This window comes from Kitasatospora sp. NPDC056731, from assembly GCF_040687675.1.
Lineage (GTDB): Bacteria > Actinomycetota > Actinomycetes > Streptomycetales > Streptomycetaceae > Kitasatospora.
This window is the reverse complement of record NZ_JBFBNR010000009.1, coordinates 1-25,663: the sequence shown is the minus strand read 5'-3', so window position 1 is coordinate 25,663 and position 25,663 is coordinate 1. Positions and strand designations below refer to the sequence as shown.

Annotated in this window: 18 protein-coding genes; 9 read left to right on the top strand and 9 right to left on the bottom strand. The window is 73.0% G+C overall.

Going from position 1 to position 25,663, the window contains the following annotated elements; translation table 11 throughout:
• Positions 1-578 precede the first annotated feature (578 nt).
• A complete protein-coding gene (locus AB0R04_RS11340) occupies positions 579-1,379 on the top strand; it encodes a GNAT family N-acetyltransferase (RefSeq protein WP_363370102.1) in 801 nt (266 codons plus the stop codon).
• 144 nt (positions 1,380-1,523) lie between these two features.
• Here the strand turns inward: AB0R04_RS11340 and AB0R04_RS11335 are convergent, their stop codons facing one another.
• On the bottom strand, positions 1,524-2,591 hold the full coding sequence (locus tag AB0R04_RS11335) for an HAD-IA family hydrolase (RefSeq protein WP_363370100.1): 1,068 nt from the start codon (positions 2,589-2,591) through the stop codon (positions 1,524-1,526).
• A 426-nt stretch (positions 2,592-3,017) separates the two neighbouring features.
• Positions 3,018-3,569 carry a hypothetical protein gene (locus tag AB0R04_RS11330; RefSeq protein ID WP_363370098.1) on the bottom strand — a complete coding sequence of 184 codons (552 nt, stop codon included), beginning with the start codon at positions 3,567-3,569 and terminating at the stop codon, positions 3,018-3,020.
• 72 nt (positions 3,570-3,641) lie between these two features.
• On the opposite strand from AB0R04_RS11330, the gene AB0R04_RS11325 reads away from it, so the two are divergent.
• A complete protein-coding gene (locus tag AB0R04_RS11325) occupies positions 3,642-4,121 on the top strand; it encodes a universal stress protein (RefSeq protein WP_063351389.1) in 480 nt (159 codons plus the stop codon).
• A 183-nt stretch (positions 4,122-4,304) separates the two neighbouring features.
• On the opposite strand, the gene AB0R04_RS11320 is transcribed toward AB0R04_RS11325, so the two are convergent.
• From AB0R04_RS11320 to AB0R04_RS11305, 4 genes are all read right to left on the bottom strand, one after another.
• Entirely contained in the window at positions 4,305-5,495 is a 1,191-nt protein-coding gene (locus AB0R04_RS11320; RefSeq protein WP_063349303.1) for an acyl-CoA dehydrogenase family protein, read from the bottom strand.
• Between the two features lie 172 nt (positions 5,496-5,667).
• A complete protein-coding gene (locus tag AB0R04_RS11315) occupies positions 5,668-6,654 on the bottom strand; it encodes a hydroxymethylglutaryl-CoA lyase (RefSeq protein ID WP_363370095.1) in 987 nt (328 codons plus the stop codon).
• Positions 6,651-8,960 carry a biotin carboxylase N-terminal domain-containing protein gene (locus AB0R04_RS11310; RefSeq protein WP_363370093.1) on the bottom strand — a complete coding sequence of 770 codons (2,310 nt, stop codon included), beginning with the start codon at positions 8,958-8,960 and terminating at the stop codon, positions 6,651-6,653. Before AB0R04_RS11310 ends, AB0R04_RS11315 begins: the two co-directional genes overlap by 4 nt.
• Positions 8,961-9,147: 187 nt before the next feature.
• Positions 9,148-10,860 (bottom strand): carboxyl transferase domain-containing protein, encoded by a 1,713-nt coding sequence (locus AB0R04_RS11305; protein ID WP_363370091.1) that lies wholly within the window; start codon positions 10,858-10,860, stop codon positions 9,148-9,150.
• A 132-nt stretch (positions 10,861-10,992) separates the two neighbouring features.
• Between AB0R04_RS11305 and AB0R04_RS11300 the strand changes: the two genes are divergently transcribed.
• Positions 10,993-11,634 carry a TetR/AcrR family transcriptional regulator gene (locus AB0R04_RS11300; RefSeq protein WP_107452927.1) on the top strand — a complete coding sequence of 214 codons (642 nt, stop codon included), beginning with the start codon at positions 10,993-10,995 and terminating at the stop codon, positions 11,632-11,634.
• A 345-nt stretch (positions 11,635-11,979) separates the two neighbouring features.
• The gene (locus AB0R04_RS11295) at positions 11,980-16,041 is read left to right on the top strand and encodes an ABC transporter transmembrane domain-containing protein (RefSeq protein ID WP_363370089.1); all 4,062 of its coding nucleotides are present in this window, start codon (positions 11,980-11,982) and stop codon (positions 16,039-16,041) included.
• 55 nt (positions 16,042-16,096) lie between these two features.
• Here the strand turns inward: AB0R04_RS11295 and AB0R04_RS11290 are convergent, their stop codons facing one another.
• Complete coding sequence (locus tag AB0R04_RS11290) at positions 16,097-17,086, bottom strand: ATP-grasp domain-containing protein (protein ID WP_363370087.1); 990 nt, start codon at positions 17,084-17,086, stop codon at positions 16,097-16,099.
• 95 nt (positions 17,087-17,181) lie between these two features.
• Here AB0R04_RS11290 and AB0R04_RS11285 point away from each other — a divergent pair, with 95 nt between their 5' ends.
• Positions 17,182-17,715 carry an NUDIX domain-containing protein gene (locus AB0R04_RS11285; protein WP_363370085.1) on the top strand — a complete coding sequence of 178 codons (534 nt, stop codon included), beginning with the start codon at positions 17,182-17,184 and terminating at the stop codon, positions 17,713-17,715.
• 110 nt (positions 17,716-17,825) lie between these two features.
• Here AB0R04_RS11285 and AB0R04_RS11280 read toward each other — a convergent pair whose 3' ends face one another.
• Together AB0R04_RS11280 and AB0R04_RS11275 are read right to left on the bottom strand one after the other, a co-directional pair.
• Complete coding sequence (locus AB0R04_RS11280; RefSeq protein ID WP_363370083.1) at positions 17,826-19,040, bottom strand: hypothetical protein; 1,215 nt, start codon at positions 19,038-19,040, stop codon at positions 17,826-17,828.
• 118 nt (positions 19,041-19,158) lie between these two features.
• Positions 19,159-20,274, bottom strand: coding sequence for an iron-siderophore ABC transporter substrate-binding protein (locus tag AB0R04_RS11275; protein WP_363370081.1), 1,116 nt, complete (start codon positions 20,272-20,274; stop codon positions 19,159-19,161).
• 321 nt (positions 20,275-20,595) lie between these two features.
• Between AB0R04_RS11275 and AB0R04_RS11270 the strand changes: the two genes are divergently transcribed.
• The 4 genes from AB0R04_RS11270 to AB0R04_RS11255 all read left to right on the top strand — a co-directional run bounded on the left by AB0R04_RS11270 (position 20,596) and on the right by AB0R04_RS11255 (position 25,314).
• Entirely contained in the window at positions 20,596-22,167 is a 1,572-nt protein-coding gene (locus AB0R04_RS11270) for an APC family permease (protein WP_363370079.1), read from the top strand.
• 229 nt (positions 22,168-22,396) lie between these two features.
• Positions 22,397-23,479 carry a tryptophan--tRNA ligase gene (gene trpS, locus AB0R04_RS11265; protein ID WP_363370078.1) on the top strand — a complete coding sequence of 361 codons (1,083 nt, stop codon included), beginning with the start codon at positions 22,397-22,399 and terminating at the stop codon, positions 23,477-23,479.
• 172 nt (positions 23,480-23,651) lie between these two features.
• The gene (locus tag AB0R04_RS11260; RefSeq protein WP_363370076.1) at positions 23,652-24,608 is read left to right on the top strand and encodes an LD-carboxypeptidase; all 957 of its coding nucleotides are present in this window, start codon (positions 23,652-23,654) and stop codon (positions 24,606-24,608) included.
• 31 nt (positions 24,609-24,639) lie between these two features.
• The gene (locus AB0R04_RS11255; protein WP_363370074.1) at positions 24,640-25,314 is read left to right on the top strand and encodes a nucleoside/nucleotide kinase family protein; all 675 of its coding nucleotides are present in this window, start codon (positions 24,640-24,642) and stop codon (positions 25,312-25,314) included.
• The last annotated feature ends 349 nt before the right edge of the window (positions 25,315-25,663 follow it).

Sequence of the window (25,663 nt, the reverse complement as noted above, 5' to 3'; positions counted from 1 at the left end):
GGTACGAGGAGTGCGAGACGGCGCCCGGGGTGCCGGAGTTGCGGGTGGTGGCGGCGGTCGCGGAGGTGCCGGTGCTTCTCGCGGACCGAGCCGCGATACCGGCCGCCGCCTGGCCGCTGTCAGGACCCGCGTCGCTCCTGCTCACCCTGCTCAAGGCGCTCAAGCCCCCTCGGTGGTGTGGTGTGGGTGGTGCGGCACTGCTGCTCGCCAAGATCGAAATCTATCGGGTGGACCATTGCCGTTGTGACAAGTTCACCATCCGACGCTATGTCGACATGGCAATTTGGCGTGATGCATTCGATCACGAAGCGTGGCACCCGTCGACCCTTCTGGGAAGAGGGCCGGTGCAACGGTGGCTGGTTGTCGCGGGGCCGGTCCTGGGGCGTCCGGCCCGCGCGCGCCCGGTCGGCGGGTCTGGGCTGCGGATTTGCCCAAGCGGGAGGGACCGGCGCGAAATTGACCGAAAATCGGCGGTGCACGAGAGGGCGCACGAAATGAGATCGTGCGCCTCCCAGGCTTCATCCGGCCAGGGCCGGGGCGGCAGAATCGGGGCGCGACCTCCGGGTTACCGTCCTGCCGTGAACACCAACAGCCGGCTCGAACAGGCCAACGACAACGCCGCCGCCTTCTGGCTCGCCCAAGCCCGCGTGCACGGCTGGCGGTTCCGCACCCACCCGGGCCTGACGGCGGTCCGCTGCGCCCGCACCCCGGAGGACTCGCACCGCTTCGTGGTCACCAGTCCGTACGTCGAACCAGCGCTGGTGGAAGGGGAGTTGGCGGACCTCCTGAAGGAGTGGGAGACCATCTGCTTCACCCTGGAGGACCCGTACGGCGCACTCGACCTGACCCGGTTCGGCGCCACCCGGATGCCGGTCATGCCGGTGATGACCCGTGAACCCGGCCCGGTCGACGGCGTCCCGGCTGTCCTCCCCTCGCTCTCGGAGGCGCACGGCGGCGGCTCCCTGACGGTCGATGAGGCGTTGGATGGCGATGCTTTCGCGCAGGTCGAGCGTGCGATCGTGGACGGCTTCCCGCTGCCCGCCCGGCAGCCCTGGACCCGTGGCGACGCGCTCCCGGAACAGCTCCTGCGCGAACCCGGGCTCCGTGCCTGGCTGGGCCGCGTCGACGGCGCCACCGCCGGCACCTGCCTCACCTACGACGACGGCCAGGCCACCGGGGTGTACTGGGTCGCCACCCTGCCCGACCGGCGCGGCCAGGGCGTGGCCCGCGCCGTCCTCCAGACCGCCCTGGCCCATGCGCACCCCGACCGCCCGGCCACTCTGGTCGCCACCTCGCTCGGCGAACCGCTCTACCGCAAGCTCGGGTTCACCGCGCAGGCCCGCACCTGCTGGTGGACCCGGACCTCCGCGCACGGCTGACGGCCGGGCCGCCCCGCGGCGGGGTCGTCGCTGGTTGCGGTGCGGGGCGCCAGTTGCGGTGCGGTGCGGTGCGGCGGGGTGCGTGAAGGGCGTGCGGTGCGTGTGTGGGGCGGGGTGCGCGAGGTGGCGCGTTCAAGCGGGGTGCTACGGGGCGGCCGCCGCCGGCGCCACGGCGAACGTGGTCCGCGCGGGCCCCGCCCCATCCGCCGCCGTACGGACGGCCGTTGGGTGCGCCACCGCGACGGGGCGCAGCACGCTCGCCCCCGGGTCCGTCGCCGGGCCCGCGCCCGGGACCAGGCCAGGACGGCTGTCGGCGACCACGGCAAACTCGCCGGTGCGGTTTCGGACATCCGACCCCGCCATCGAACCACCGGGGGCACTGGCCGTTCCGGCGTTCACGGCAGCAGGCGCGAACGGGCCGTCAGGGGCGGATTCCATCGGCCGTGCGCCGGTCTGCGCGCCGAGGAGCGCCCCAGCGCGCACCGGCACCCCGGTGGACCGCCGCTGGACCGGCCCGCCCGCGCGCAGACCCGGCCGGGCCGACGGCGCGCCGCGTGCGGCGAGCACCTGACCGACGGCCTCCGGCAGGCCGGCCGCCTTCAGCGTCGGCCGGTAGCCGCTCTCGGCCCAGGGCCGACCGTGGTGCAGCCAGACGCTGCGCAGGCCGGCCAGTTCGGCGCCGGCGATGTCCGCGGGCGCGTGGTCCCCGACCATCCAGGTGTGCGCGGCCCACGTCCCGGTGGGCACGACGCCGCACCGCTGGGCGGCTATCTCGAAGATCAGCGGATCCGGTTTGACGCAGTCGGCCTCCTCGGAGATGACCCAGCCGTCGACCAGCGGCCCCAGCCCGGTCCGCCGGATCTTCTCCAACTGCGGCCGGGTGCCGCCGTTGCTGACGATGCCGAGCGTCCACCCGGCCGCCCGTGCCGCCTGCAGCGCGTCGACGTGTCCGGGCGGGCAGTGGATGTGGGAGTTGATGCCGTGTCGGTAGTGGGCGAGCAGGAACTCGGTGGAGACGTCCAACCCGTAGCGGCGCCGGACGGCGGACAGTACGGTGCTGCGCGGCACGTAGCCGCCGCCGTCGAGAGTGACGAACCATTCGAGGTCTCCGGGCGGCAGGTCGCGCTCGGACAGAAAATCCTGAGCCCAGGCCCGGAAAGCGGCGTCCCTGGGGAGCAGCGTGTTGTCGAGGTCGAACAGGAGCAGGGGCATGCCAAGCATGGTGCCAGCGGCCGCGCCTATGCACCTGGCAAATGCCAGACCGCGTCGCGAAGCCGTACGTAGTGGCTGAAACGGGTTCCAGGACCTGGCGTACGGGTGGGTCCGGGCGGGCCGGCTGAGGCTGGCGGGGCGTGACGGTTCGCGACGTGTCGCAACGGATCGTCGCCGATCCATGACAGTCCGGTCACGGTGTCCGGCAGGCCTGTTGCGTCGCCCGGTCCGCTCAGTCAAGCTCCAGGGAACCTCCTTTCTGGAGGGGGCGCGTGGCCTGCGGGCGGGGCGCACTGCCGACGGCGGGCGCATCCTCCTTTCGCGGGAACAATGCCGCTCCGAGGCTTCACCGCTGGGCTGGGCCTCACACCCGTCGTACTCTGAAAGGAACAGGTCACATACGGTGCTGCGCGGCGCAGACCGACGTCATCCCGTGGGCGGGCCTGCTGCCCGGGCGGCGTTGTCCTCTCCTGTCGGCCCCTCTCCCCTGAAGAGCCGTGAGCCATGGCTGGTTTTGAGTCCTTCCGACCGGTGGAGCCGGACGCGCCCCGCAGCGTGGGCGCAGGCGCCGGGGACGACGGCGGCCGCGCGGACCTCGCTCCAGCCGACGGGCACGCCGATGTATCGGGTCGCCTGCCCGCCAGCAGGCAGGCCGACGACCAAGTCGACGCCCAAGCCGACGAGCCCGGCTGCGCACCGGCCGACGAGCGCGGGGGTGAGCACAGGGGCGAGCGGGCTGATGACCGTGTCGACGAGCACGCCGGCGAGCGGGTTGGCGACGCCGCCGCCCAGCGAGCCGACGCGCCGGCTGGTACCTCGGGCGTCGCTGGTACCGCCGATCGCACCCCGGGAGCCGAGGAAGCCGGCCCGGAGCCGGGTGCTCCCCAGGGCCTCGTGCGCGCTCTGTGCGGCCTGGTCCGACGGGGCGGCCTCGCCCGGCACGACCGTCCAGGGCCTCGCCAGCGGCGTGGCGGGCACCCGGCCGACCCTGCAGGGTCTCCGGTGACGGGCCGCCTGGGCCCGGGCGCCGAGCGCCCGGAGGCGTCCGGCCTGCCCGGCGCGCACACCGAGTCGACGGCCCGGGACGCGTCCGCGCGCTCCCTCGACCCGGTCTTCCAGCACGGCGTGGTCGTCGGCTTCGACGGCTCCCTGTCGAGCGAGCGCGCCCTCGCGTACGCGGTGGGCATGGCGCGCCGTTCGCAGTGCGGCCTGGTGATCGTGCACGTCGCCAACCGCCTGCCCGCCACTGTCTGGGCAGGCTGTGAACCTCCCGTCTTCGTCGACCTCCCCGACCACCGGACCGAGGTCCTGGGCCTGGAGCTCGCCTGCGCGGACTTCCTCACCGGGGTGCCGTGGATCCTGATCGAGCGGGGCGGCGACATCTGCCACGAGATCGAGGAGGTCGGCCGCGAGTACGCCGCCGACGCGATCGTCGTCGGCACGACGCACGGCCTGCTCGGCAAGATCTTCGGCTCGGTCTCCGGACGGCTGGCGCGGCGGGCCAACCGCCCGGTGATCGTGATTCCCTGACGCTCCGTCGGGCGCCGCATTTCCGCGCCCCCGGAGGCGTCTCCCCGTTGTCGGCCGATGGGGTCGACCGATGGTGTCGGCCGCTACTGGTGTCGACCGCCCCGCAGGCGTCGGCCCGCTCCTCTGCGTCGGGCGCTCCTCAACGCCGCCTGAGGAGCGGGGTGTTGAGCCGGTTGGGCCGGATCAGAACCCGGCGCCGATCTCCCGGGCGATGAGCATGCGCTGAACCTCCGATGTGCCCTCCCCGATTTCCAGGATCTTGCAGTCGCGCCAGAAGCGGGCGACCGGGAACTCGTTCATGAAGCCGTACCCGCCGTGGATCTGGGTCGCCTCGCGGGCGTTGTCGACGGCGGCCTCGGACGAGTACAGCTTCGCGATCGCGGCCTCCTTCTTGAACGGTTCGCCGTGCAGCAGCCGGGAGGCGGCGTCCCGCCAGGCCAGGCGGGAGGTGTGGGCGCGCAGCTCCATGTCGGCGAGCTTGAACTGGATGGCCTGGTTGGCGCCGATCGGCCGGCCGAAGGCCCGGCGCGTGCCGGCGTACTTGACGGACTCGTCGACGCATCCCTGGGCCAGGCCGGTGGCCAGGGCCGCGATCGCGATGCGGCCCTCGTCGAGGATCCGCAGGAACTGGGCGTAGCCTCGGCCACGCTCGCCCAGCAGGTTGGCCGCGGGGACGCGGCAGTCGGTAAAGGACAGTTCGCGGGTGTCGGATGCGTTCCACCCGACCTTCGAGTACTTCTTCGATACCTGGAACCCCGGGGTCCCGGTGGGCACGATGATGGAAGAGATTTCGCGCGTTGGCGAGCGGAATTCGCCTTCTTCACTCGAACGAGCGATCGGTTCCGTGAGTGCGGTGACGGTGACCAGACCGGTGATGTCCGTGCCGGAGTTGGTGATGAAGCACTTGGTGCCGTTGATGACCCACTCATCGGTGGTCTCGTCGTACCGCGCGGTCGTGCGGGTCGCGCCGGCGTCCGAGCCGCCCTCGGGCTCGGTCAGGCCGAAGGCGCCGAGGAGTTCGCCGGAGGTCAGCCGGGGCAGCCACTCGCGCTTCTGCTCCTCCGTCCCGAACCGGTGGATCGGCATCGCGCCGAGCGAGACGGCCGCCTCCAGGGTGATCGCCACCGAGGAGTCGACCCGGGCGAGTTCCTCCAGGGCGATGCCCAGCGCGAAGTAGTCGCCGCCCATGCCGCCGTACTCCTCCGGGAAGGGCAGGCCGAACAGGCCCATGCGCCCCATCTCGCGGACGATCTCGTAGGGGAACTCCTCCCGCTCGTAGAACCCGCCGATCTTCGGCGCCACCACGTCCTGGGCGAACTCGGCGACGGTGCGCCGCAGTTCCTCGTACTCGCTGCTGAGCCGGTGGTCGAACACGGTGATCCTCCTGGAGCCCGGCCGGGGTGGCCGCGGGCGTGAGCGGGACGACCGGCGTCCGTCTGACGGTGTGACGGTCGCACGGTGTGGTTGGACGATGAACGTGGTGCCCGGTGCCGGCCGCGGCCGGGATTCCGCGCGGCCGGCACCGGGGAGCGGTGGTGGGGCGGGGTCAGCCCCGGGCGGCGCCGAGCAGCGCCTGGACGGTGCGGGACGGGCTCGGACGGCCGAGCCGCTCGGCCATCCACCCGCTGGTGGCGACCAGCGCGCGCAGGTCGACCCCGGTCCGGATGCCGAGCCCGTGCAGCATCCACACCAGGTCCTCGGTGGCCAGGTTGCCGGTGGCGCTCTTCGCGTACGGGCAGCCGCCGAGGCCGCCCGCCGACGCGTCCACCGTGGTGACCCCCTCGCGCAGGGCCGCCAGGGTGTTGCTGAGCGCCTGGCCGTAGGTGTCGTGGAAGTGCACGGCGAGCCGGCCGGCCGGCACCCCGGCCCGCGCGAAGCCGGCCAGCAGGGCGCCGACCTGCCCGGGGGTGGCCACGCCGATGGTGTCGCCGAGGCTCAGCTCCGCGCAGCCCATCTCCAGCAGCCGCACGCCGTACCCGACCACCTGGGAGACCGGGACCGGACCTTCCCAGGGGTCTCCGAAGCACATCGAGAGGTAGCCGCGGACCGCCAGCCCGGCCTCGGTCGCCCGCGTCACGACCGGGCGGAACATCTCCATCGCCTCGTCCGCCGAGCGGTTGAGGTTGCGGCGGGCGAAGGTCTCGGTGGCGCTGGCGAACACCGCGACGTCGGCGGCGTGGTGGGCGAGCGCCCGGTCGAGGCCGCGTTCGTTGGGCACCAGCACCGGCAGCCGCAGGCCGGGGTGGCGCTCCGGCAGGCCGGCGAGCCGGGGCATCAGCTCCTCGGCGTCGGCCAGCTGCGGGACCCATTTCGGGTGGACGAAGCTGGTCGCCTCGACGGTGCGCAGCCCGGCGGCCGCGAGCCGGGCGATGAACTCCGCCTTGACCTCCACGGGCACCAGGGAGCCCTCGTTCTGCAGCCCGTCGCGCGGTCCGACCTCGTGGATCCGGACCTCCTCGGGCAGGCCGGGGGCGCGGACGGGGTCGGGCAGGCCCAGGTCCAGCGCGTCGGGCTCGCGGGCGGGTGCGGTCATGACCGCACCCCGGCGGGCGCGGGGGCGGCCTGCTCGTCGGCGCCGTCCCCGGCCGGGGCGACCACGACCAGCAGTTCCTCCATCGCGACGGTGGCGCCCGCGGTGGCCCGCAGCTCGGCCACCACGCCGTCGTGCGGGGCGGCGATCACGTGTTCCATCTTCATGGCCTCCAGCACGAGCAGGGGCTGGCCCTTGCGGACCGTCTCGCCCGTCGTGGTCTTGACGACGGTGACGGTTCCGGGCATCGGGGCGGTCAGGGCGCCGTGGTGGGCGGCGGTTCCGGCGGCGCGCTCGCCCACCGGGTCGTGGGCGTGCAGCGACCAGGCGTCGCCCTCGATGCCGAGCCAGGTCACCGGGCCGGCGGCGAGGCCGGGAGCGGCGTCGGTGGCCAGCGCGAACGTGGTCTGCAGGCCGTCGACGGTCAGGTGCAGCCGGTCGGCGGTCCGGGTCGCGCGGGCCCGGTGGACGGGCCCGGCGCCGAGCCGGAGCTCGACCTCGCGGGTGAGCTCGGCGGGATTGTCAGTGGCATCGGCTACGTTGCCCGCAGTGATCGAACGGATGCGCACCGAAACCGGATCCTGGCCGGGGGTACGGAGTCGGTGGGTGGTCCAGGCGGGGGTGCCGCTCAGGCGCCAGCCGGAGGGAAGGGAGAAGGGGTCGGTCCAGCCGCCGGGGTCGGCGGCCGGGGTGAGGTCCAGGTGCCGCGCCAGCGCGGCCGCGTAGTAGAGGAGGTGGGCAGGTGGTGGCGTCTCGGCCGTCAGCGGGTCGGCAGTTGTGGCGTCGGCCTCGTGCGCGTCATCGGCCTTGTTGGCCTCGTCGGCCTCGCCGGTCTCGTTCGCGCCGTTCGGCGCGTTCGCGGGGGAGTACGGCGAGGCGAGCAGGGCGGGCTGCTGTTGGGCCGTCTGTTCCACCAGGCCGGTGTCCAGCCGGCCGGCGACGACCTCGGGGTGTGCGAGCAGCCGTCGTAGGAAGCCAGTGTTGGTGGTGACGCCCAGGATGCGGGTGTCGGCCAGCGCGGCGCGGAGCCGGCGCAGCGCGGTCGGGCGGTCGGGCCCGTACGCGATGACCTTGGCGAGCATCGGGTCGTAGGCGCTGGTGACGACGGATCCGGGGGCGACTCCGGAGTCGACGCGCACGCCCTCGCCCTGGGGCTCGTCCAGGACGAGGATGCGGCCGCCGGTGGGCAGGAAGTCCCGTTCCGGGTCCTCGGCGCAGATCCGGGCCTCGATGGCGTGGCCCAGGAAGGAGATGTCGGACTGATCGAAGGAGAGCCGCTCGCCCGAGGCGATCCGCAGCTGCCACTCGACCAGGTCGAGTCGGGCTGAATCGTCGCCGACGGCGACGGCGAGTTCGGTGACGGGGTGTTCGACCTGGAGGCGGGTGTTCATCTCCATGAAGAAGAAGTCCCGCACCCCCTCGGTGGAGGCGGTGGCGGGGGAGTCCGGGTCGATGCCGGGAACGATGAATTCCACGGTGCCGGCCCCGGTGTAGCCGCAGGACTCCGCGGCGCGGACGGCCGCGGCGCCCATCGCGGCGCGGGTCTCGGCATTGAGCAGAACGGAGGGAGCCTCTTCGATCAGTTTCTGATGGCGGCGCTGGAGGCTGCATTCGCGCTCGCCGAGGTGGACGGTGGTGCCGTGGGCGTCGGCGAGCACCTGCACCTCGATGTGGCGCGGCCGGTCGACCCAGCGTTCCAGCAGCAGGGTGTCGTCGCCGAAGGCGGTCCGGGCGACGCGGCGGGCGGCGGCGATCTCGGTGGGCAGGTCGGCGCGGTCCCGCACGAGGCGCATGCCCTTGCCACCGCCTCCGGCGGACGGCTTGAGCAGGACGGGGTAGCCGATCTCCTCGGCGGCGGCGAGGAGATCCCCGTCGGTGGGCGCGGTGGCCTGGCTGCCGGGGACCACCGGAACGCCGGCGGTTCGGACGGCTTCCTTGGCGTTGATCTTGTCACCCATCAGCTCGACCGCACCGGGAGGAGGTCCGATGAAGACGAGGCCGGCGTCGGCGCAGGCGCGGGCGAAGCCGGCGTTCTCGGCGAGGAAGCCGTAACCGGGGTGGACGGCCTGGGCCCCGGTGCGGCGGGCGGCGGCGAGGATCTGGTCGGTGCGCAGGTAGGTCTCGGCCGCCGAGCTGTCGCTGCGGTCGGCCGGGCCGAGCCGGACGGCGACGTCGGCCTCGCGGACGTGCGGCGCGTCGGCGTCGGCGTCGCTGAACACGGCGACCGAGCGCACGCCGAGCCGCCGCAGGGTGCGGATCACCCGGAGGGCGATCTCGCCGCGGTTGGCGACCAGAACTGTGTCGAACATGGGAGGCGTTCCTCCGGGTCGAGGGGAGCCGTACGAAGGAGGTGGCGGCGGGGTGGCGGCGGTGGAGAGGAGGGCGCCGGCCCGGGTGCGCCGGCGCCGCGGGAGTCACGCCCGCAGGAGCGGGGTCACACCGACAGGAGAGGAGAGGTCGCGTGGGAGGGGGCGGGTCACACCCGCCGGGGCGGGGTCACATCCGGAAGACCCCGTACGGGCCGGGCGGCGGGAGCGGGGCGTTGGCGCAGGCGGTGAGGGCGAGGCCGACGACGGTGCGGGTGTCCATCGGGTCGATCACGCCGTCATCCCAGAGGCGGGCGGTGGCGTAGTAGGCGTTGCCCTGGCGCTCGTACTGCTCGCGGACGGGGCGCTTGAACTCCTCCTCCGCCTCGGCCGGCCACTGCTCGCCGTGGGTCTCCAACTGGTCGCGGCGGACGGTGGCGAGGACGGACGCCGCCTGCTCGCCGCCCATCACGGAGATCTTCGAGCCCGGCCACATCCACAGGAAGCGAGGTGAGTAAGCCCGGCCGCACATCGAGTAGTTGCCGGCTCCGTACGAGCCGCCGATCACCACGGTCAGCTTCGGGACGCGGGTGCTGGCGACGGCGTTGACCATCTTGGCGCCGTGCTTGGCGATGCCGCCCGCCTCGTACTGCCGGCCGACCATGAACCCGGTGATGTTCTGCAGGAAGAGGAGGGGGATGCCGCGCTGGTCGCACAATTCGATGAAGTGGGCGCCCTTGAGGGCCGACTCGGAGAACAGCACGCCGTTGTTGGCGACGATGCCGACGGGGTGGCCGTGGATCCGGGCGAAGCCGGTGACCAGGGTCGCGCCGTACTCGGCCTTGAACTCGGCGAACCGGCTGCCGTCGACCAGCCGGGCGATCACCTCGCGCACGTCGTAGGGCGTGCGCGGGTCGACCGGGACGGCCCCGTACAGGCCGGCCGGGTCCACGGCCGGCGGCTCGACCGGGGTGAGCGGCCACGGCCTGGCCGAGCGCGGGCCGAGCCCGGCCACGATCGTGCGGACGATGGAGAGGGCGTGGGCGTCGTCCTCGGCCAGGTGGTCCGTCACCCCCGAGGTGCGGGAGTGCAGGTCACCGCCGCCCAGTTCCTCGGCGGTGACCACCTCTCCGGTGGCGGCCTTCACCAGCGGCGGCCCGCCCAGGAAGATCGTGCCCTGGTTGCGGACGATCACGGCCTGGTCGCTCATCGCCGGGACGTACGCCCCGCCAGCCGTGCAGGAGCCGAGCACGGCGGCGATCTGCGGGATGCCCGCGGCGGAGAGCCTGGCCTGGTTGTAGAAGATCCGGCCGAAGTGGTCGCGGTCCGGGAAGACCTCGTCCTGCATGGGGAGGAAGGCGCCGCCGGAGTCCACCAGGTAGACGCAGGGCAGCCGGTTCTCCAGCGCGACCTCCTGGGCACGCAGGTGCTTCTTCACGGTCATCGGGTAGTAGGTGCCGCCCTTGACGGTGGCGTCGTTGGCGACCACCACCACCTCGCGTCCGGCGACCCGGCCGATGCCCGCGATCACCCCGGCCGCGGGCGCCGCCCCGTCGTACATCCCGTCGGCGGCCAGCGGGGCCAGTTCCAGGAAGGGTGAGGCCGGGTCGAGCAGGGCGTCCACCCGGTCGCGGGGGAGTAGCTTGCCGCGCGCGGTGTGCCGGGCGCGGGCCCTGGCGCCGCCGCCGAGGGCCGCCGCGTCGAGCTTCTCGCGCAGCTCGGCGACCAGGGCCCGGTGCGCCTCGGTGTTGGCGCGGTAGGCGGTGGAGCCCGGGTCGACCGCAGTGCCGAGCCGGGGCGCGGGAGCGGCGGCTCCCGGCGGTACGGCACCCGGCGCCGCCGTGGTGCCGGCCGCTGCGCTGCCATGGACGCCGGTGGGTACACCGGCGGTTGAGATGACCATTCCCAAGAGCTCCCTTGCCCTCGGCACCAGGCGGGCGGCCGGATGCGGTGCGCCCATGGACCCCACGTTAATTAACGTTAACTCACGCGCCCAGGTTAACGGCCGATAACCCCACTGTCTACGATGGGCAGCATGCCGAACGTCCCCGCAGCCTCCGCGCTCCCACGCCGCGACCAGATCCGTCGGGAGGCCGCGCGACTCTTCGCGGCCCGGGGTTTCCTCGGGGTGGGTGTGGACGAGATCGGCAAGGCCGTCGGCATCAGCGGCCCCGGGCTCTACCGCCACTTCGCCGGAAAGGACGCGATGCTCGCCGATCTGCTGATCGGCATCAGCGAGCGCCTGCTGGAGGAGGGGCGGCGCCGGGCGGGGGGCGGTGATGGTCCGGCCGCCGCACTGGACGCGCTGATCGGCGGCCACGTCGACTTCGCCCTCGACGACCGCGACCTGATCACCCTCCACGACCGCGAGCTGCTGAACCTCAAGGAGGAGGACCGCCGCACCGTCCGCCGGCTCCAGCGCGGCTACGTCGAGCTGTGGGTGGACGTGGTCCGGCAGGTCTATCCGCAGCTGACGGGCCCCGCCGCCGAACCGGTGGCCAGGGCCGCCGTCCATGCCGTCTTCGGCCTGATCAACTCGACCCCGCACAGCCTAGGCCCGGGCCCCGCCCAGGACGAGCGCTCCGGCCTCCAGCGCGACGGCATGGCCGTCCTGCTGCACGCCCTCGCCCACGGCGCCTTCGCGGCGGCGGCCGAGTCGGTGTCCGCGCAGGCCTGAGTCCTGCGCACCCGGACGGCCCGCTCGGTATTCCAAGCCCAAGGTTGGCGGTCCGGCTCCGAGGTCGGAGGTCTAGGACCAAAGGACGGCGCCCGCCCGCCCCGGGCCGCTGGGCCTTCGGCGGCCCGTCCGCGACCCTGGAGGCGGGCGACCCCGGAGGCGGGCGACCCTGGAGGTGGGCGGGTCGGCGGGCCGTGCGTTCGTTCGGCCGGGAATCACCGCAGGCCGCAGGCTGTTGGCCAGTCCGCCGGACCGGACGATCCGGGCCGCCCCGGCCCGCTCCGGCCCCATCCGGGCCGGAAACGCCATGGCGGCCACCCGACGAAATGGTTAGCATCCCTAAATATGCCTGAGACTCACGGATCCACGGTGGAGCAATCCCCGAGCGGCTCACCGGACCCCGGCGCGAGCCCGCAGCCGGACGGCGCCCACCCGCAGCCGGACGGCAACGACCCGCAGGCCGTCGGCTGGCTGCGCCGCCTGGTCGGCTATTGCTGGCGCTCCCGTCGCAGCGTGCTGCTCGCCTTCGGCGCCTCGCTCGTCGGCATGGCCGTCACCTCGCTGGTGCCGCTGGTCACCAAGCTGATCATCGACGACGTCATCACCGCGCACACCCGTTCGCTGGTCCCCTGGGCGGTGGTGCTGCTGCTCGCCGCCGTCGTCGTCTTCGGTTGCACCCAGGTCCGCCGCTACTACGGCGGCCAGCTCGCCCTGGACGTCCAGCACGACATGCGCAGCGACCTGTTCCGCTCGCTCGGCCGGCTCGACGGCCACCGCCAGGACCGGCTGGACACCGGCCAGGTGGTCGGGCGCGCGACCTCCGACCTCCAGCTGATCAACGGCCTGCTCTCGATGCTGCCGATGATGACCGGCTACCTGCTGATGTTCGTCATGTCGCTGGCCGTGATGGTCTGGCTCTCCCCGCCGCTCACCCTGATAGCCCTGGTGATGGCCCCCGCGCTGTGGTGGATCACCGTCCTCAGCCGGAAGCGACTCTTCCCCGCCACCTGGGCCGCCCAGCAGGAGGCGGCCGCCGTCGCGGGTGTGGTGGACGGCGCGATCGGCGGTGTCCGGGTGGTCAAGGGCTTCGGTCAGGAGGCGCAGGAGCTGGACAAGCTGGAGCGGGCCTCCCGCAACCTGTTCGCGGCCCGGCTCCGGTCGATCCGGCTCAACGCCCGTTACAACCCGGCGATGCAGGCCGTCCCGGCGCTCGCGCAGGTCGCGGTGCTGGCCTTCGGCGGCTGGCTGGCCGTCGACGGCCAGGTGTCGCTCGGGACCTTCGTGGCCTTCTCCACCTACGTCGCGCAGATGACCGGACCGGTGCGGATGCTCACCATGGTCATCACGGTCGGCCAGCAGGCCCGGGCCGGCGTGGAGCGCGTCCTCCAGCTGATCGACGAGCGCCCGCTGGTCCAGGAGCGCCCGGACGCGCTCACCCTGGACCTCACCGGGGACTTCACCGGGGACGGCACCCGCGAAGGCAGCACCGCAGGCCCCCGCGCCACCGCAAGCCCCCGTGCCACCGCAGACACCCGCGCCACCACAGGCCCCCGAACCTCCGATGTCGCCCTGGAGTTCGACCAGGTCGAGTTCCGCTACGACCCCGAGCACCCCGCCCCCGTCCTGCACGGCCTCAGCCTGAAGCTCGCCCCCGGCGAGACCCTCGCCCTGGTCGGGGCTTCCGGCTCCGGCAAGTCGACGGTGGCGCAGCTGGTGCCGCGCTTCTACGACCCGGCGGCCGGCGCCGTCCGCCTCTACGGCCACGACCTGCGCGACCTCACCCTGGACTCGGTCCGGTCGGCGGTCGGCATCGTCCCCGAGGAGAGCTTCCTGTTCTCCGAGTCGGTCCGCACCAACATCGCCTACGGCCGTCCGGACGCCACGGACGAGCAGGTCGTGGCGGCCGCGCGGGCCGCCCAGGCCGACGAGTTCGTCCGCGCGCTGCCGGACGGCTACGAGACCAAGGTCGGCGAGCAGGGCCTGACCCTCTCCGGAGGCCAGCGCCAGCGGATCGCGCTGGCCCGGGCGATCCTCACCGACCCCCGGATCCTGCTGCTGGACGATGCCACCTCGGCGGTGGACCCGCAGGTCGAGGCGGAGATCCACGACGCGCTGCGTTCGGTGATGACCGGCCGCACCACGCTGCTGATCGCCCACCGCCGCTCGACCCTGCAGCTCGCCGACCGGATAGCCGTCCTGGATCACGGCCGGCTGCTGGACATCGGCACGCACGAGGAACTCGACGCCCGATGTCCCCAGTACCGGGCTCTGATCACCGACCCCGAGGCCGGCCGCACACCCCGGTCGTCCGAGGCCCCGCAGACCGTCGCGCAGACCTCTCCGCAGACCCCCGAGCAGCCCGCTGGGCAGCAGACCCCCGAGCAGCAGACCGCTGAGCAGACCGCCGAGCAGACCGAGGCGCGGTCCGCCTCCGAGCCCGTCGACGAACCGACCCCCACGCAGGCCCCGGCCCCGGAACCCGTCGCCCCGGAACCCGCCGCCCCGGCCACCCTCGACCTCCCCACCCCCGCCCTGGTCAAGGCGGCCCGCACCGCCGACCCCGACCTGCTGGCCAGGGTCGCGGCCCTCCCGCCGGCCGCCGACTCCCCGGCGGTCCAGCGCGCCGAGGCCGAGGCCGGTGACCCGGACTTCACCCTCCGCCGCCTGCTGCGCCCCTTCCGCGTCCCGCTCGCCCTGGCCCTGCTGCTCGTCGCGCTCGACGCGGCTTCCGGCCTGGTGCTGCCGGTGCTGATCCGGCACGGCATCGACCAGGGCGTCAGCAAGGCCCTGATGTCGGGGGTCGCCGTGGCCGCGCTCGCCGCGCTGGTGGTGGTGCTGCTGGACTGGTTGGTGCAGAGCGCCGAGAACCGGGTCAGCGGCCGTACCGGTGAGCGGGTGCTGTACCTGCTCCGCCTCAAGATCTTCGCCCACCTCAACCGGCTCGGCCTGGACTACTACGAGCGCGAGCTGTCCGGCCGGATCATGACCCGGATGACCACCGACCTGGACTCGCTGACGTCCTTCCTGCAGACCGGTGTGGTCACCGCCGTGGTCAGCCTGCTGACCTTCGGCGGGATCTTCGCCGCGCTGCTGATCATCGACGCCGGCCTGGCCCTGGTGGTCTTCGCGGTGCTGCCCCTGCTGGTGATCGCGACGCTGGTGTTCCGCCGGAAGTCCAGGGACCAGTACGAGCTGTCCCGGGACCTCATCAGCACCGTCAACGCCGACCTCCAGGAGAACGTGGCGGGCATGCGGATCGTCCAGGCCTTCCGTCGCCTGGATACCAACACGGACCGCTTCGTCGCCCGGGGCGTCGCCTACCGCGAGGCCCGGGTGCGCGCGCAGCTGTACATCTCGCTGTACTTCCCGTTCGTCCAGTTCCTCTCCAGCGTGGCCGCCGCGCTGGTGCTGATCGTGGGCGCGGCCCGGGTCGACGCCGGGACGCTGACGGTCGGCGCGCTGGTCGCGTACCTGCTGTACATCGATCTGTTCTTCGCGCCGGTCAACCAGCTGTCCCAGGTGTTCGATGGCTACCAGCAGGCTTCGGTGGGCCTCGGCCGGATCCGGGAGCTGCTGCGCACCCCGACCGCCACGGCCGAGGCGGCCGACCCCGTGCCGGTGCCCGAGGGGCTGCGCGGCGAGATCTCCTTCGAGGGTGTCGGCTTCGCCTACAACGGCGGTGCGGACGGCGCCCCGAACGTGCTGACCGGTGTGGACCTGCACATTCCGGCCGGGCAGACGGTGGCGCTGGTGGGCGAGACCGGTGCCGGCAAGTCGACGCTGGTGAAGCTGGTAGCCCGGTTCTACGACGCGACGGAGGGCACCGTGCGGGTGGACGGGGTCGACCTCACCCGCTTCGACCTGGCGCAGTACCGCCACCGGCTGGGCGTGGTGCCGCAGGAGGCGTACCTGTTCGCGGGCACGGTGCGCGAGGCGATCGCGTACGGCCGGCCCGACGCCTCGCCGGCCGAGGTGGAGGCGGCGGCCCGGGCGGTCGGCGCGCACGACATGATTGTCCGGTTGTCCGGCGGCTACGACCACGAGGTCGCGGGTCGCGGCCGCAACCTCTCGGCCGGCCAGCGGCAGTTGATCGCGCTGGCCCGGGCCGAACTGGTCGATCCGGACGTCCTGCTGCTCGACGAGGCGACCGCGGCGCTCGACCTGGCCACCGAGGCGGTGGTCAACCAGGCCGCGGACCGGCTCAGCGGCGGCCGCACCACGCTGGTCATCGCCCACCGGCTGACCACCGCCGAGCGCGCCGACAGGGTCGTCGTGCTGGACCACGGCCGGGTGGTCGAGGACGGTACGCACACCGAGCTGCTCGCCCGGGGCGGCACGTACGCCCGGCTCTGGCAGGCGTTCATCGCGGACGGCCATCCGGCGGTCGAGGCCGTCGCCGCGGGGTAGCCGACTGCCCGCGATCAGTCTGGCGGGCCGTCGCCGGCGGCCGCCAGACTGATCGTCAGGCGGCGATCAGCGAGGCCAGCAGGCCGGTGGCGTCGATCCCGTGCGGCAGGTCGCTGACCTGTCCGTCCCCGACCTCGACCACGCGCCAGCCGGAGCCGTCGGCCCGGCGGGCGAGGTCGGTGGTGACGAAGCGGCAGCCGAGCATCCGGACCAGGGGGCGGACGCCGGTGAGGTCGGGTTCGACATCGTGATGGGGTGCGTCGGGGTGCGGCCCGACCAGGACGGGTTCGCCGTCCAGCCACCACACCCGCGCCTCCACGGCCCGCCCGCTCCCACGGCCCGAACGGCCATCCGACCCTCCGCCCGAGTCGTCGCCCGATCCTTCCTCCGATCCTTCGCCGAAGTCGTCGACCGAGCTGCCGCCCGGCCCGTCGGCCGGCCGCTCGAACTCCTCGTACCGCCGCAGCACCACCCCGCCGGTCAGGAACTCGCCCTGGAGCTCGACGAACCGCGCCACCACCCGCCCGACGCTCGCCAGATCGGCCAACTCGGGGACGTAGCAGGCCTCGTGCCACTCGTGCTTGCGCGACTTCACGTAGTCCTTGACGATCGCCGGCCCGCTCCCGCCGAGCCGGGCCGCGGCGGCCGCCAGCTCTTCCGGCCCGGGCACCGCGGAAGCGGCGGTGGGGATCCACGTGCTGGGCGGAGTCGCCCCCTCGAACACGTCGTACCAGCCCGGCAGTTCGTGTGCCGTCGCATAGCCGGCCGGGCTGGTCAGCAGGGCGCAGCCGCGCGCGGCGAGCGCGGTGGCGAAGCCGGTGTAGCGGGCGGACGGAAGCATCCAGCCCCGGTACCAGAGCGGACCCCGGTCCTGCGGCACCCACCGGACCGCCTGCTCGGCGTGCCCGGCGAGCAGCGCGTCGTGGTCGACCAGGTGGTGCTCGCCGCCCAACTCCCGCAGCAGCCTGGCCTCCCAGGCGAAGTGCGGGTCGGGCCGGCGCGGGTTGAGCGGGTCGGCGGGGAAGAGGATCGCGGGTACGGGCATGGCCGTCAGGGTAAGGCCCGGGCGGGGCGGCGTCGGCGGCTTTCGGCGCGTCAAACCCGCTCGACGGCCCGGCCGGGTGCTGGGAGAGTGATCCGATGCGAAATCTGCTGAGACTCCGTACACGTGTCCCCCGGCAGGCGGCTCGCACGGTGGTCCTGGACGAGGACGGCTCGGTCTTCCTGCTCCGTTCGGACAACGACGAGGTCGGCGTCCACTGGACCATGCCGGGCGGCGGGCTGGAGCCCGGCGAGACCCCGTGGACCGGCGCCCGGCGCGAACTCTGGGAGGAGACGGGCTGGAGCGACCTCGAACCGGGCCCGCTGCTCTGCACTTGGGAACACGACTTCACCTGGCACGGCACCCCGGTCCGTCAGCACGAGCACATCTACCTCACGGGCGGACCGCACCGCGGCCCGGTCGGTGACGTCAGCGCGGTGCACGCCGAGGACCGGATCCTCGACTGGCGCTGGTGGACCCCGGCCGACCTGGCCGACGAGCACGCCGACGCGCTCTGGCCGCCCCGGCTGCCGGAGTTGCTGGCCGCCGTCCGCGAGGGCTGGGCCGTCGACGGGCGCCCCCCGGTACCCGTCGACCTCGGCTTCATCCCGAACGCCCCGGCCGCCCGCTGACGGCCACCCGCTGACCGCTCCCCGACGCACGGCCGACCGCGATCTCCTGGCTGACGTCTCCTGACCGTTGCCGACGGGCCCCGAACGCGCGCTGCTACGAACGCACGCCCCTACGGGCGCCCGCCGCGTCGCGCCCGCCCACCCGGGCCGGATTCCCAACCGTGCAGGTCCAGCTCCCGGTCGTGCAGCGCGCAGGGGTTCATCAGCACGGTCAGTTGCGCGTCGGCCAACTGCTCGAAGGCGAGCCCGGTGGCGGACAGCAGCTGCTCGGTCGGCACCGAGACGGCGATGGCGGCGCGCCAGGAGGGCAGCACGATCAGGCTGGTGCCGCGGCCGATCCGGACCGGTTCCGCCGTAACCCGGACCGGCGCCCGCTCCTCCGGGCGGCCGACGGCCTCGGGCTGGTTCGGGCTGCCGCCGATCAGGATGCCGAGTGGTGTCTCGGCCCACGCCGCCTCAGGGGCGGCGGCCGACGGAGCCGTCACCGCCCCCGTGCCTCCGATGAGTTCACCTGTACCGGGTGCGGCTGCCGCCCAGACCTCGGCCGGGAGAGCGGCGGAGGTCACGGGTGTCGTAGGTGCTGTCCCGATCGGTTCGGTCGCGGCCGTCTCCCGTGCGGCCGCCCCCTGCCCGGTCGCGTCGGCCTGCGGGTGCATCCGGCGCAGCCGGCGCGAGGGCGCGGGGCGCCGGGAGCCGGCGGCCCGGAGTTCCTCGCGCGCCGCGCGCAGCACGGGCACGGCCCGGTCGCCCTCGGGCGCGACGGCCGGCCGACCGAACCTGCCGGCCCCGGTCCCGGCCCGCCCGCCCACGGCCTCGGCCTCGCCACCCGGAACGTCTCCACGGTGCTCAACACGCTCACCGCCCGCGCCGCCCTCACGGACCGCGCCGTCCTCGCCGTCCCCGTCCTCGGCGCTCTCGCCCAGCAGCGCCCGGACTTCCGTAGCCGGTCGCCGGCACGCGGCCGCCAGGTCGGCGACCGAGCGGCCTTGGGCGCGGGCGGCCCGCAGCCGGTCGGCGAGCGCCGCTCGCAGCCGCGAGGTCGTCGGATCGTCCGCAGCCGCCTCGCCCCCCGCCGCCGCGAGTCCGCCGTCTGCCCCGCCGTCCTCCCGTCCGCGCGGCTGCGGCACCGAGTCGTGGCGTGAGCCGCCGGCCTGGCGCGGCCCGCCGGCCGTGCCGGACGGGGCGGCGCCCGGAGTGCCGGCCGGGCCGGTCTCGGCGGCCGTCGTGATGGAGCAGCGTGCGGCGTGCGGGGGCGCGGATCCGGCGCTGTCCCCGGGCGGGCCGGGCAGGGACGGGTCGGTTGCGGCGGGGTGGAGCGAGGTCATCGGCACGGGCCCTTCGGCGGACGGTCCGGATGATCCTCCCGCACCGCGCGACCAGCTCCAAGCATCAATTCCGGGGGTGTGCGCGAGACCACTGCCCGCCCCTACGCCCCGTGTCGGCTCAAGTGCCGGGCGCGACGAAGCCCTTGAGGTCGGCGAGCACCGCGTTGGCCGCCATGACACCGAGCCCGAGGAACCAGGTTTCGTCCGAAACCGGCCGGGCCTGACCGGACTTGACCGCGCCGAGGGTCTTCCAGAGCGCGCCGCCGAGCACCGCGTCCTGGTTGGTGGAGCTGGGGCTGCCGTACACGCCGTAGAAGATCCAGTCGGCGTCGGCCTTGTCGATCTGCTCCGGGCTGACCTCCACCGCGAGTTCCTTGACCTGTTCGATCTTGGGCTGTGGCAGCGGGATGTCGGTGAGGATGGTGCCGATGAAGGACAGCTCGGCGTACAGCCGGGTCCGGCCGGGCATGAAGCGCAGCGGCGTGATGGTGGGCCGCTTGTCGCCGAGCTTGGCGCCGATCGCGGTGGCGGCCGCCTGGTACGCGTCGAGCTGGGTCTTGGCCTCGGCCTCCAGGCCGAACGGGCTGGCGTTGAGCTGGAAGTTCTGCTTCCAGGGGTAGCCGGGGCGCAGCGAGAAGACGGTCGGCGCGATCTTGGACAGCTGCGCGTACTGGTCCTGGGCGCGCAGCTGGCTGCCGAGGATCAGGTCGGGCTTGAGCGCGGCGATGGCCTCCAGGTTGAGGCTGTTGATGGTGCCGACGTTGGCCGGGTTGCCGGCCTTGTCCTTGAGGTAGGACGGCAGGGACTTGGAGCCGTCGGTGTAGACGATGCCGACCGGCTGGATGCCGAGTGCGACGACGTTGTCGAGTTCGCCGGTGTCCAGGACCACGACCCGGGTGGGCTTGGCGGGGATGACGGTCTCGCCCATGGCGTGCTTGACGGTGCGCGGGTAGACGCCGGGGGCGGCGTCGGTGCCGAAGCCCTTCATCTTCTCGATCACGGTGGCGTAGTCGTCGCCGCCCTGCTTGACCGACTTCTGGTCGGGCGATGCGCCGCCGGTGCCGGGGGTCGCGCCGCCGGAGCCGCCGCTGCTGCCCGAGCCGCCGGAGCTGCCGCAGGCGGTGAGCAGTCCGCCGAGGCCGAGGACCGCCCCGCCGGCGATCCCGGCGGAGAGGAACCTGCGGCGGGAGGGGGTGCGGGGGGCGAGGACCAGGCCGTCGGGGTGGGGGGCCACGCGACGCTCCTTCGAATCGAGGTTAGGTGAGGCAAACCTATCCGAAGCGCCCGAGGGGGGCGTAGTGGCCCGTCCGGGCCGAGGGCGAACCATCTCAAACCTTGACATAAGGGAGAAATTCTCTTGACCCTGATCCTTTGAAACCAAGGTACACCGCTTAACGCGCCGTTAATGCTGCACCTTGATGGCCTTCGCCGAGAACGAATCGAAGCAAGTGGTTTAGATCACCAAGGGTTGGTCTACTCAACCTTCCATGCTCGCGCCTAGGGTGCGCTGGTGTTTGATCAGCAGCTCTCAGAGCACGGAAGCAGCGGCCGGGCAATGGCGCCCGACGCTCCGCAGGGTGCCCCGGTCAGTGGCATCAGTGGTGGAGTCCCCGACCAGGGGACAGCTGGGGGAGCGGGGGACAAGGGTCTACGGGGCAACTCGGTGGGCCTGCTGGGCAGTGTGGTCCTGGGCGTCTCCACGGTCGCCCCGGTCTACTGCCTGACCGCGACACTCGGGCCGACCGTCACCGCGGTCGGCGTCCAGATGCCCGCCGTGTTCCTGGCCGGCTTCCTGCCGATGCTGCTCGTCGCGTTCGCCTACAAGGAGCTGAACAAGGACTTCCCGGACTGCGGCACGTCCTTCACCTGGACGGTCAAGGCCTTCGGCCCCCGGGTCGGCTGGATGGCCGGCTGGGGCCTGACCGTCGCGACCATCATCGTGCTCTCCAACCTGGCCGGGGTCGCGACCGACTTCCTCTACCTGATGCTCGGCGAGATGACCGGCAGGAGCTGGGTCGCCGAACTCGACCAGAACCAGGCCGTCCACCTGCTCACCGTCGTCCTGCTGATCGCCGGCGCCACCGCGATGAGCTACCGGGGGATGACCGCCACCAAGTGGTTCCAGTACAGCCTGGTGGGCCTCCAACTCGCCGTGCTGGTGCTCTTCTCGGCCATCGCCATCGGCAAGGCCGCCGCCGGCGACCTGCCCGACTCGATCGGCTTCTCGTTCTCCTGGCTCAACCCGCTCCAGGTCAGCTCCTTCAGCGCCTTCACCGCCGGTCTGTCTCTGTCGATCTTCATGTACTGGGGCTGGGACACCTGCCTCACCATGAACGAGGAGACCCTCGGCAGCGCCAAGACCCCCGGCCGTGCCGCGATGGTCTCCATGGTCACCCTGGTCGGCTCGTACCTGCTGGTCGCGATCGCCGCCCAGATGTTCGCGGGCGTCGGCTCCACCGGCTCCGGCCTCAGCAACCCGGAGACCTCCGACAACGTCTTCGCCGCGCTCGCCCGCCCGGTCCTCGGCTCGCCGTGGAGCGTCCTGCTCTTCCTGGCCGTCGTCGCCAGCGCCGCCGCCAGCCTCCAGACCACCTTCATCCCGGTGGCCCGCACCCTGCTCGCGATGAGCGCCTACCGCGCCGTGCCGCCGCGCTTCGGCGCCGTCCACCCGCGCTTCCGCACTCCCGGGTACGCCACCGTCGCGGCCGGCATCGCCACCGCCGTCTTCTACGTCGGCATGAGCCTGATCAGCGAGAACGTCGTCCAGGACACCATCCTGGCGCTCGGCCTGATGATCTGCTTCTACTACGCGCTGACCGCGTTCGCCTGCGTCTGGTACTTCCGCCACTCGCTGCGCACCGGCCCCCGCGACCTGTTCCTCAAGGGCATCGCCCCGCTGCTCGGCGGCGTGCTGCTGAGCGGGGTCTTCCTGCAGACCCTCACTGACGCCTGGAGCCCGGACTACGGCAGCGGCGCCGTCTTCGGCATCGGCTCGGTGTTCGTCATCGGCGTCGGCATCCTGCTGCTCGGCGCCGTCCTGATGACCTGCTACGGGCTGGCCCGGCCGGAGTTCTTCCGCGGCGAGACGCTGCGCAAGGACACCCCCGCGCTGGTCGTCGAGGACTGAGAGGACCGGGAGGACCGGGAGCGCCGAAAACCGACCACGCCGCCGGGCATCGACGCTATCCTCGACCGCATGAAGCTTTACGCGGGCCAGTGCTGGTGGCCGTCCTGAGGGACGGCCACCTCACCCGCTCGACCAGGGCCGTCCGGATTGGACGGCCCTTTCGCGTTTCCCACGGAACGGGCCCCCGCCCCGGACGGCCGCCACCGCCGCCGTACCGAGGAGAAACCCGATGACCACCGCGACGACCGCGACCAACGCGACGACCCCGACGACCTCGACGACCCCGTCCGTGGCCACCACCGCCACCTTCACCGCCGACCCGGCCGGCCACCGCGTCCTCACCGGGGACCGCCCCACCGGACCGCTGCACCTCGGCCACTACTTCGGCACCCTGCACAACCGCGTCCAGCTCCAGAACCAGGGCGTCGAGATGTTCGTCGTGATCGCCGACTACCAGGTCATCACCGACCGGGACATCGCCGACCGGCTCGCCGAGCACACCGAGAACCTCGTCCTCGACTACCTCGCGGCCGGCCTCGACCCCGACCGCGCCACGATCTTCGCGCACAGCGCCGTCCCCGTCCTCAACCAGCTGCTGCTGCCCTTCCTCAGCCTGGTCAGCGTCGCCGAACTGAACCGCAACCCCACCGTCAAGGACGAGATCGCGCACTCCCGCCAGTCCGCCGTCAACGGGCTGATGTTCACCTACCCCGCCCACCAGGCCGCCGACATCCTCTTCTGCAAGGCGAACCTCGTCCCGGTCGGCCAGGACCAGCTGCCCCACCTCGAAGTCGCCCGCACCATCGCCCGCCGCTTCAACGAGCGCTACCCGCACGCCGACGGCGGCACCGTCTTCCCCACCCCCCGCGCACTGCTCTCCGACGCCCCGCTGCTGCTCGGCACCGACGGCGGCAAGATGAGCAAGAGCCGGGGCAACTCCGTCCCCCTCGGCGCCACCGAGGACGAGACCGCCCGGATCATCCGCGGTGCCAGGACCGATGCCGACCGCCGGATCAACTACGACCCGGCCAACCGGCCCGAGGTCTCCAGCCTCGTCCTGCTCGCCGCGCTCTGTCAGGACCGCGCACCCGAGGAGATCGCCGAGGAACTCGGCGACGGCGGGGCCGCCGCGCTCAAGCGCACCGTCACCGACTCCGTCAACGAGTACCTCCGCCCCCTGCGCGCCCGCCGTGCCGAACTCGCCGCCGACCGAGGCCACCTGCGCCAGGTCCTGCGCGACGGGGCCGAACGCGCCAACGCCGTCGCCGACGCCACCCTCGACGAGGTCAGGAAGGTGATGGGGGCGATCTGAAGAACCGCCCCGCACCGTCGGGGCACCTCCGGCGTACCTTCGGCGTACCTCCGGCCCGAAGACGTCGGCTCGCGGACATCGGCCCGTCGAAACGGGGGCATATCGTCACCGGGCGGCCTCGACCACACCGAGGCCGCCCGTACCCGGCCTCCCCCGAAAGGCGTCCCGGCCCATGGACCAGCACCCGACCACGCCCGGCCAGGGTCTGACCCGCCCGCCGCACCTGCGCCCCGGCGACCACATCGCCGTCGTCGCCCCCAGCGGCCCGATCGACTCCCAGCGACTCACCGACGGCTGCGCGATCCTCCGCTCCTGGGGCCTGCGAGTCACCGTCGCCCCGCACGTCCTCGACGCCCACCCCACCCTCGGCTACCTCGCCGGCACCGACGCCGACCGCGCCGCCGACCTCCAGTCCGCCTGGCTCGACCCCACCGTCGACGCCGTCATCTGCGCCCGCGGCGGCTACGGCGTCCACCGCATGGTCGACCTGCTCGACTGGGACGCCATGCGCGCCGCCCCGCCCAAGCCGTTCATCGGCTTCAGCGACGTCTCCTCCCTCCAGGAGGCCTTCGCCCAGCGGCTCGGCATCGCCACCCTCTACGGGCCGATGAGCGCGGCCGGCTCCTTCATCGCCGACGGACCGACCGCCGAGCACCTGCGCCGCACCCTCTTCGAGCCCACGGCCACCACCGTGCTCACCTCACCGACCGCCACCGCCCTCGTCCCCGGCCGCGCCCGGGGTGTCACCGCGGGCGGCTGCGTCCACGTCCTCGCGGCCGAGCGCGGCACGCCCGCCGCCCGGCCCTCCTACGCCGGCGGCATCCTGATCCTGGAGGACGTCAACGAGCACCCGTACCAGCTCGATCGGCTCCTCACCCAGTTCCTGCGCTCCGGTGCGTTCGACGGGGTCGCCGGCATCGCGCTCGGCTCCTGGGACGGTTGCGGACGGCTCGACCGCGTCCGGGACGTCATGCTCGACCGCCTCGGTCCGCTCGGCATACCCGTCATCTGGGAACTCGGCTTCGGCCACTGCCCCTCCACCCTGACCGTCCCGCTCGGCGTCCCCGCCGTCCTCGACGCCGACGCCGGCACCCTCACCCTGGAGATGCCCGCCCTCGCCGAGCGGTGAGGCCCGGGCCGGCGGTGAGTAGGGTGCGGCCATGAACGAGGACCGCCTCACCGCCCTCGCCCTCGGCTTCCTCCGGGGCCCGGGCAGCAACGCCCGTACGATCTTCGGACTTGCCGGCCCGCCCGCCGCCGGCAAGTCCACCCTGGCCCGGCACCTGGTCGCCGAGATCGAACGCGCCGAAGGCCCCGGCAGCGCCGCGTACGTCCCGCTCGACGGCTTCCACCTGTCCGCCGCCCAGCTGGACCGCCTCGCCCTGACCCACCGCAAGGGCGCCCCCGCCACCTTCGACGCCCACGGCTACGTCGCCCTGCTGCGCCGCATCGCCGCCGACCGCTTCCAGGACATCTACGTCCCCGACTTCGACCGCACCCTCGATGAACCGGTCGCCGCCCGCCACGTCGTCCGCCCGCACACCCGCCTCGTCATCACCGAGGGCAACTACCTCGCCTCCACCGGCACCCCGTGGCCGGAGGCCCGCCGCCTGCTGCGCGAACTCTGGTACGTGGACACCGACGACGCCCTCCGTGAGGAGCGGCTGCTCCGCCGCCACCGCGACGGCGGCCGCGACGAGGCCACCGCCCGCCACTGGGTGACCGGCAACGACCACCCCAACGGCGAGTACGTGAAAGCCGGCCGCGCCCTCTGCACCCGGACCGTCCCCGGCAGCGGCTTGCCCGTGACGCCGGCCAGGGGTAGTGTTCTCTAGTCGCTCGGCAGGGAGCACCGGACACGCATCGGCGCGGACGGTCCCGGGGCGGCCAATCCTCTTGAAACACCATTTCCCGGTTCGGGCTGGGTCGCGTCTTGTCGCGGCTTGGTTCTTATTCGGCGTGTTCGTTTTATTGGATTGCGGCCGATTCGCTTTTCGGAGCAGGGATCGGCTAGAGTTTGAAACGTCGGACGGGGCATCAAGCCGCAGAAGACACCAGCGAGTTGGATGAACGAAGCGCCGGAAACGGAGCGGAAAACATCTGGTAAGCTGGAAACACGAAAGAACGAAGCGCCCGGAGGGCCCGCTGGAAGGCGGTCCGAAGGAAGTGTCCGTTCCTTGAGAA

Coding starts and splice junctions, on each gene's coding strand:
- AB0R04_RS11280 (WP_363370083.1), bottom strand. CDS start 19,040: ATGACCTCGCTCCACCCCGCCGCAACCGACCCGTCCCTGCCCGGCCCG.
- AB0R04_RS11315 (WP_363370095.1), bottom strand. CDS start 6,654: ATGACCGCACCCGCCCGCGAGCCCGACGCGCTGGACCTGGGCCTGCCC.
- AB0R04_RS11295 (WP_363370089.1), top strand. CDS start 11,980: ATGCCTGAGACTCACGGATCCACGGTGGAGCAATCCCCGAGCGGCTCA.
- AB0R04_RS11260 (WP_363370076.1), top strand. CDS start 23,652: ATGGACCAGCACCCGACCACGCCCGGCCAGGGTCTGACCCGCCCGCCG.
- AB0R04_RS11335 (WP_363370100.1), bottom strand. CDS start 2,591: ATGCCCCTGCTCCTGTTCGACCTCGACAACACGCTGCTCCCCAGGGAC.
- trpS (WP_363370078.1), top strand. CDS start 22,397: ATGACCACCGCGACGACCGCGACCAACGCGACGACCCCGACGACCTCG.
- AB0R04_RS11290 (WP_363370087.1), bottom strand. CDS start 17,086: ATGCCCGTACCCGCGATCCTCTTCCCCGCCGACCCGCTCAACCCGCGC.
- AB0R04_RS11305 (WP_363370091.1), bottom strand. CDS start 10,860: ATGGTCATCTCAACCGCCGGTGTACCCACCGGCGTCCATGGCAGCGCA.
- AB0R04_RS11255 (WP_363370074.1), top strand. CDS start 24,640: ATGAACGAGGACCGCCTCACCGCCCTCGCCCTCGGCTTCCTCCGGGGC.
- AB0R04_RS11310 (WP_363370093.1), bottom strand. CDS start 8,960: ATGTTCGACACAGTTCTGGTCGCCAACCGCGGCGAGATCGCCCTCCGG.
- AB0R04_RS11300 (WP_107452927.1), top strand. CDS start 10,993: ATGCCGAACGTCCCCGCAGCCTCCGCGCTCCCACGCCGCGACCAGATC.
- AB0R04_RS11285 (WP_363370085.1), top strand. CDS start 17,182: ATGCGAAATCTGCTGAGACTCCGTACACGTGTCCCCCGGCAGGCGGCT.
- AB0R04_RS11270 (WP_363370079.1), top strand. CDS start 20,596: ATGGCGCCCGACGCTCCGCAGGGTGCCCCGGTCAGTGGCATCAGTGGT.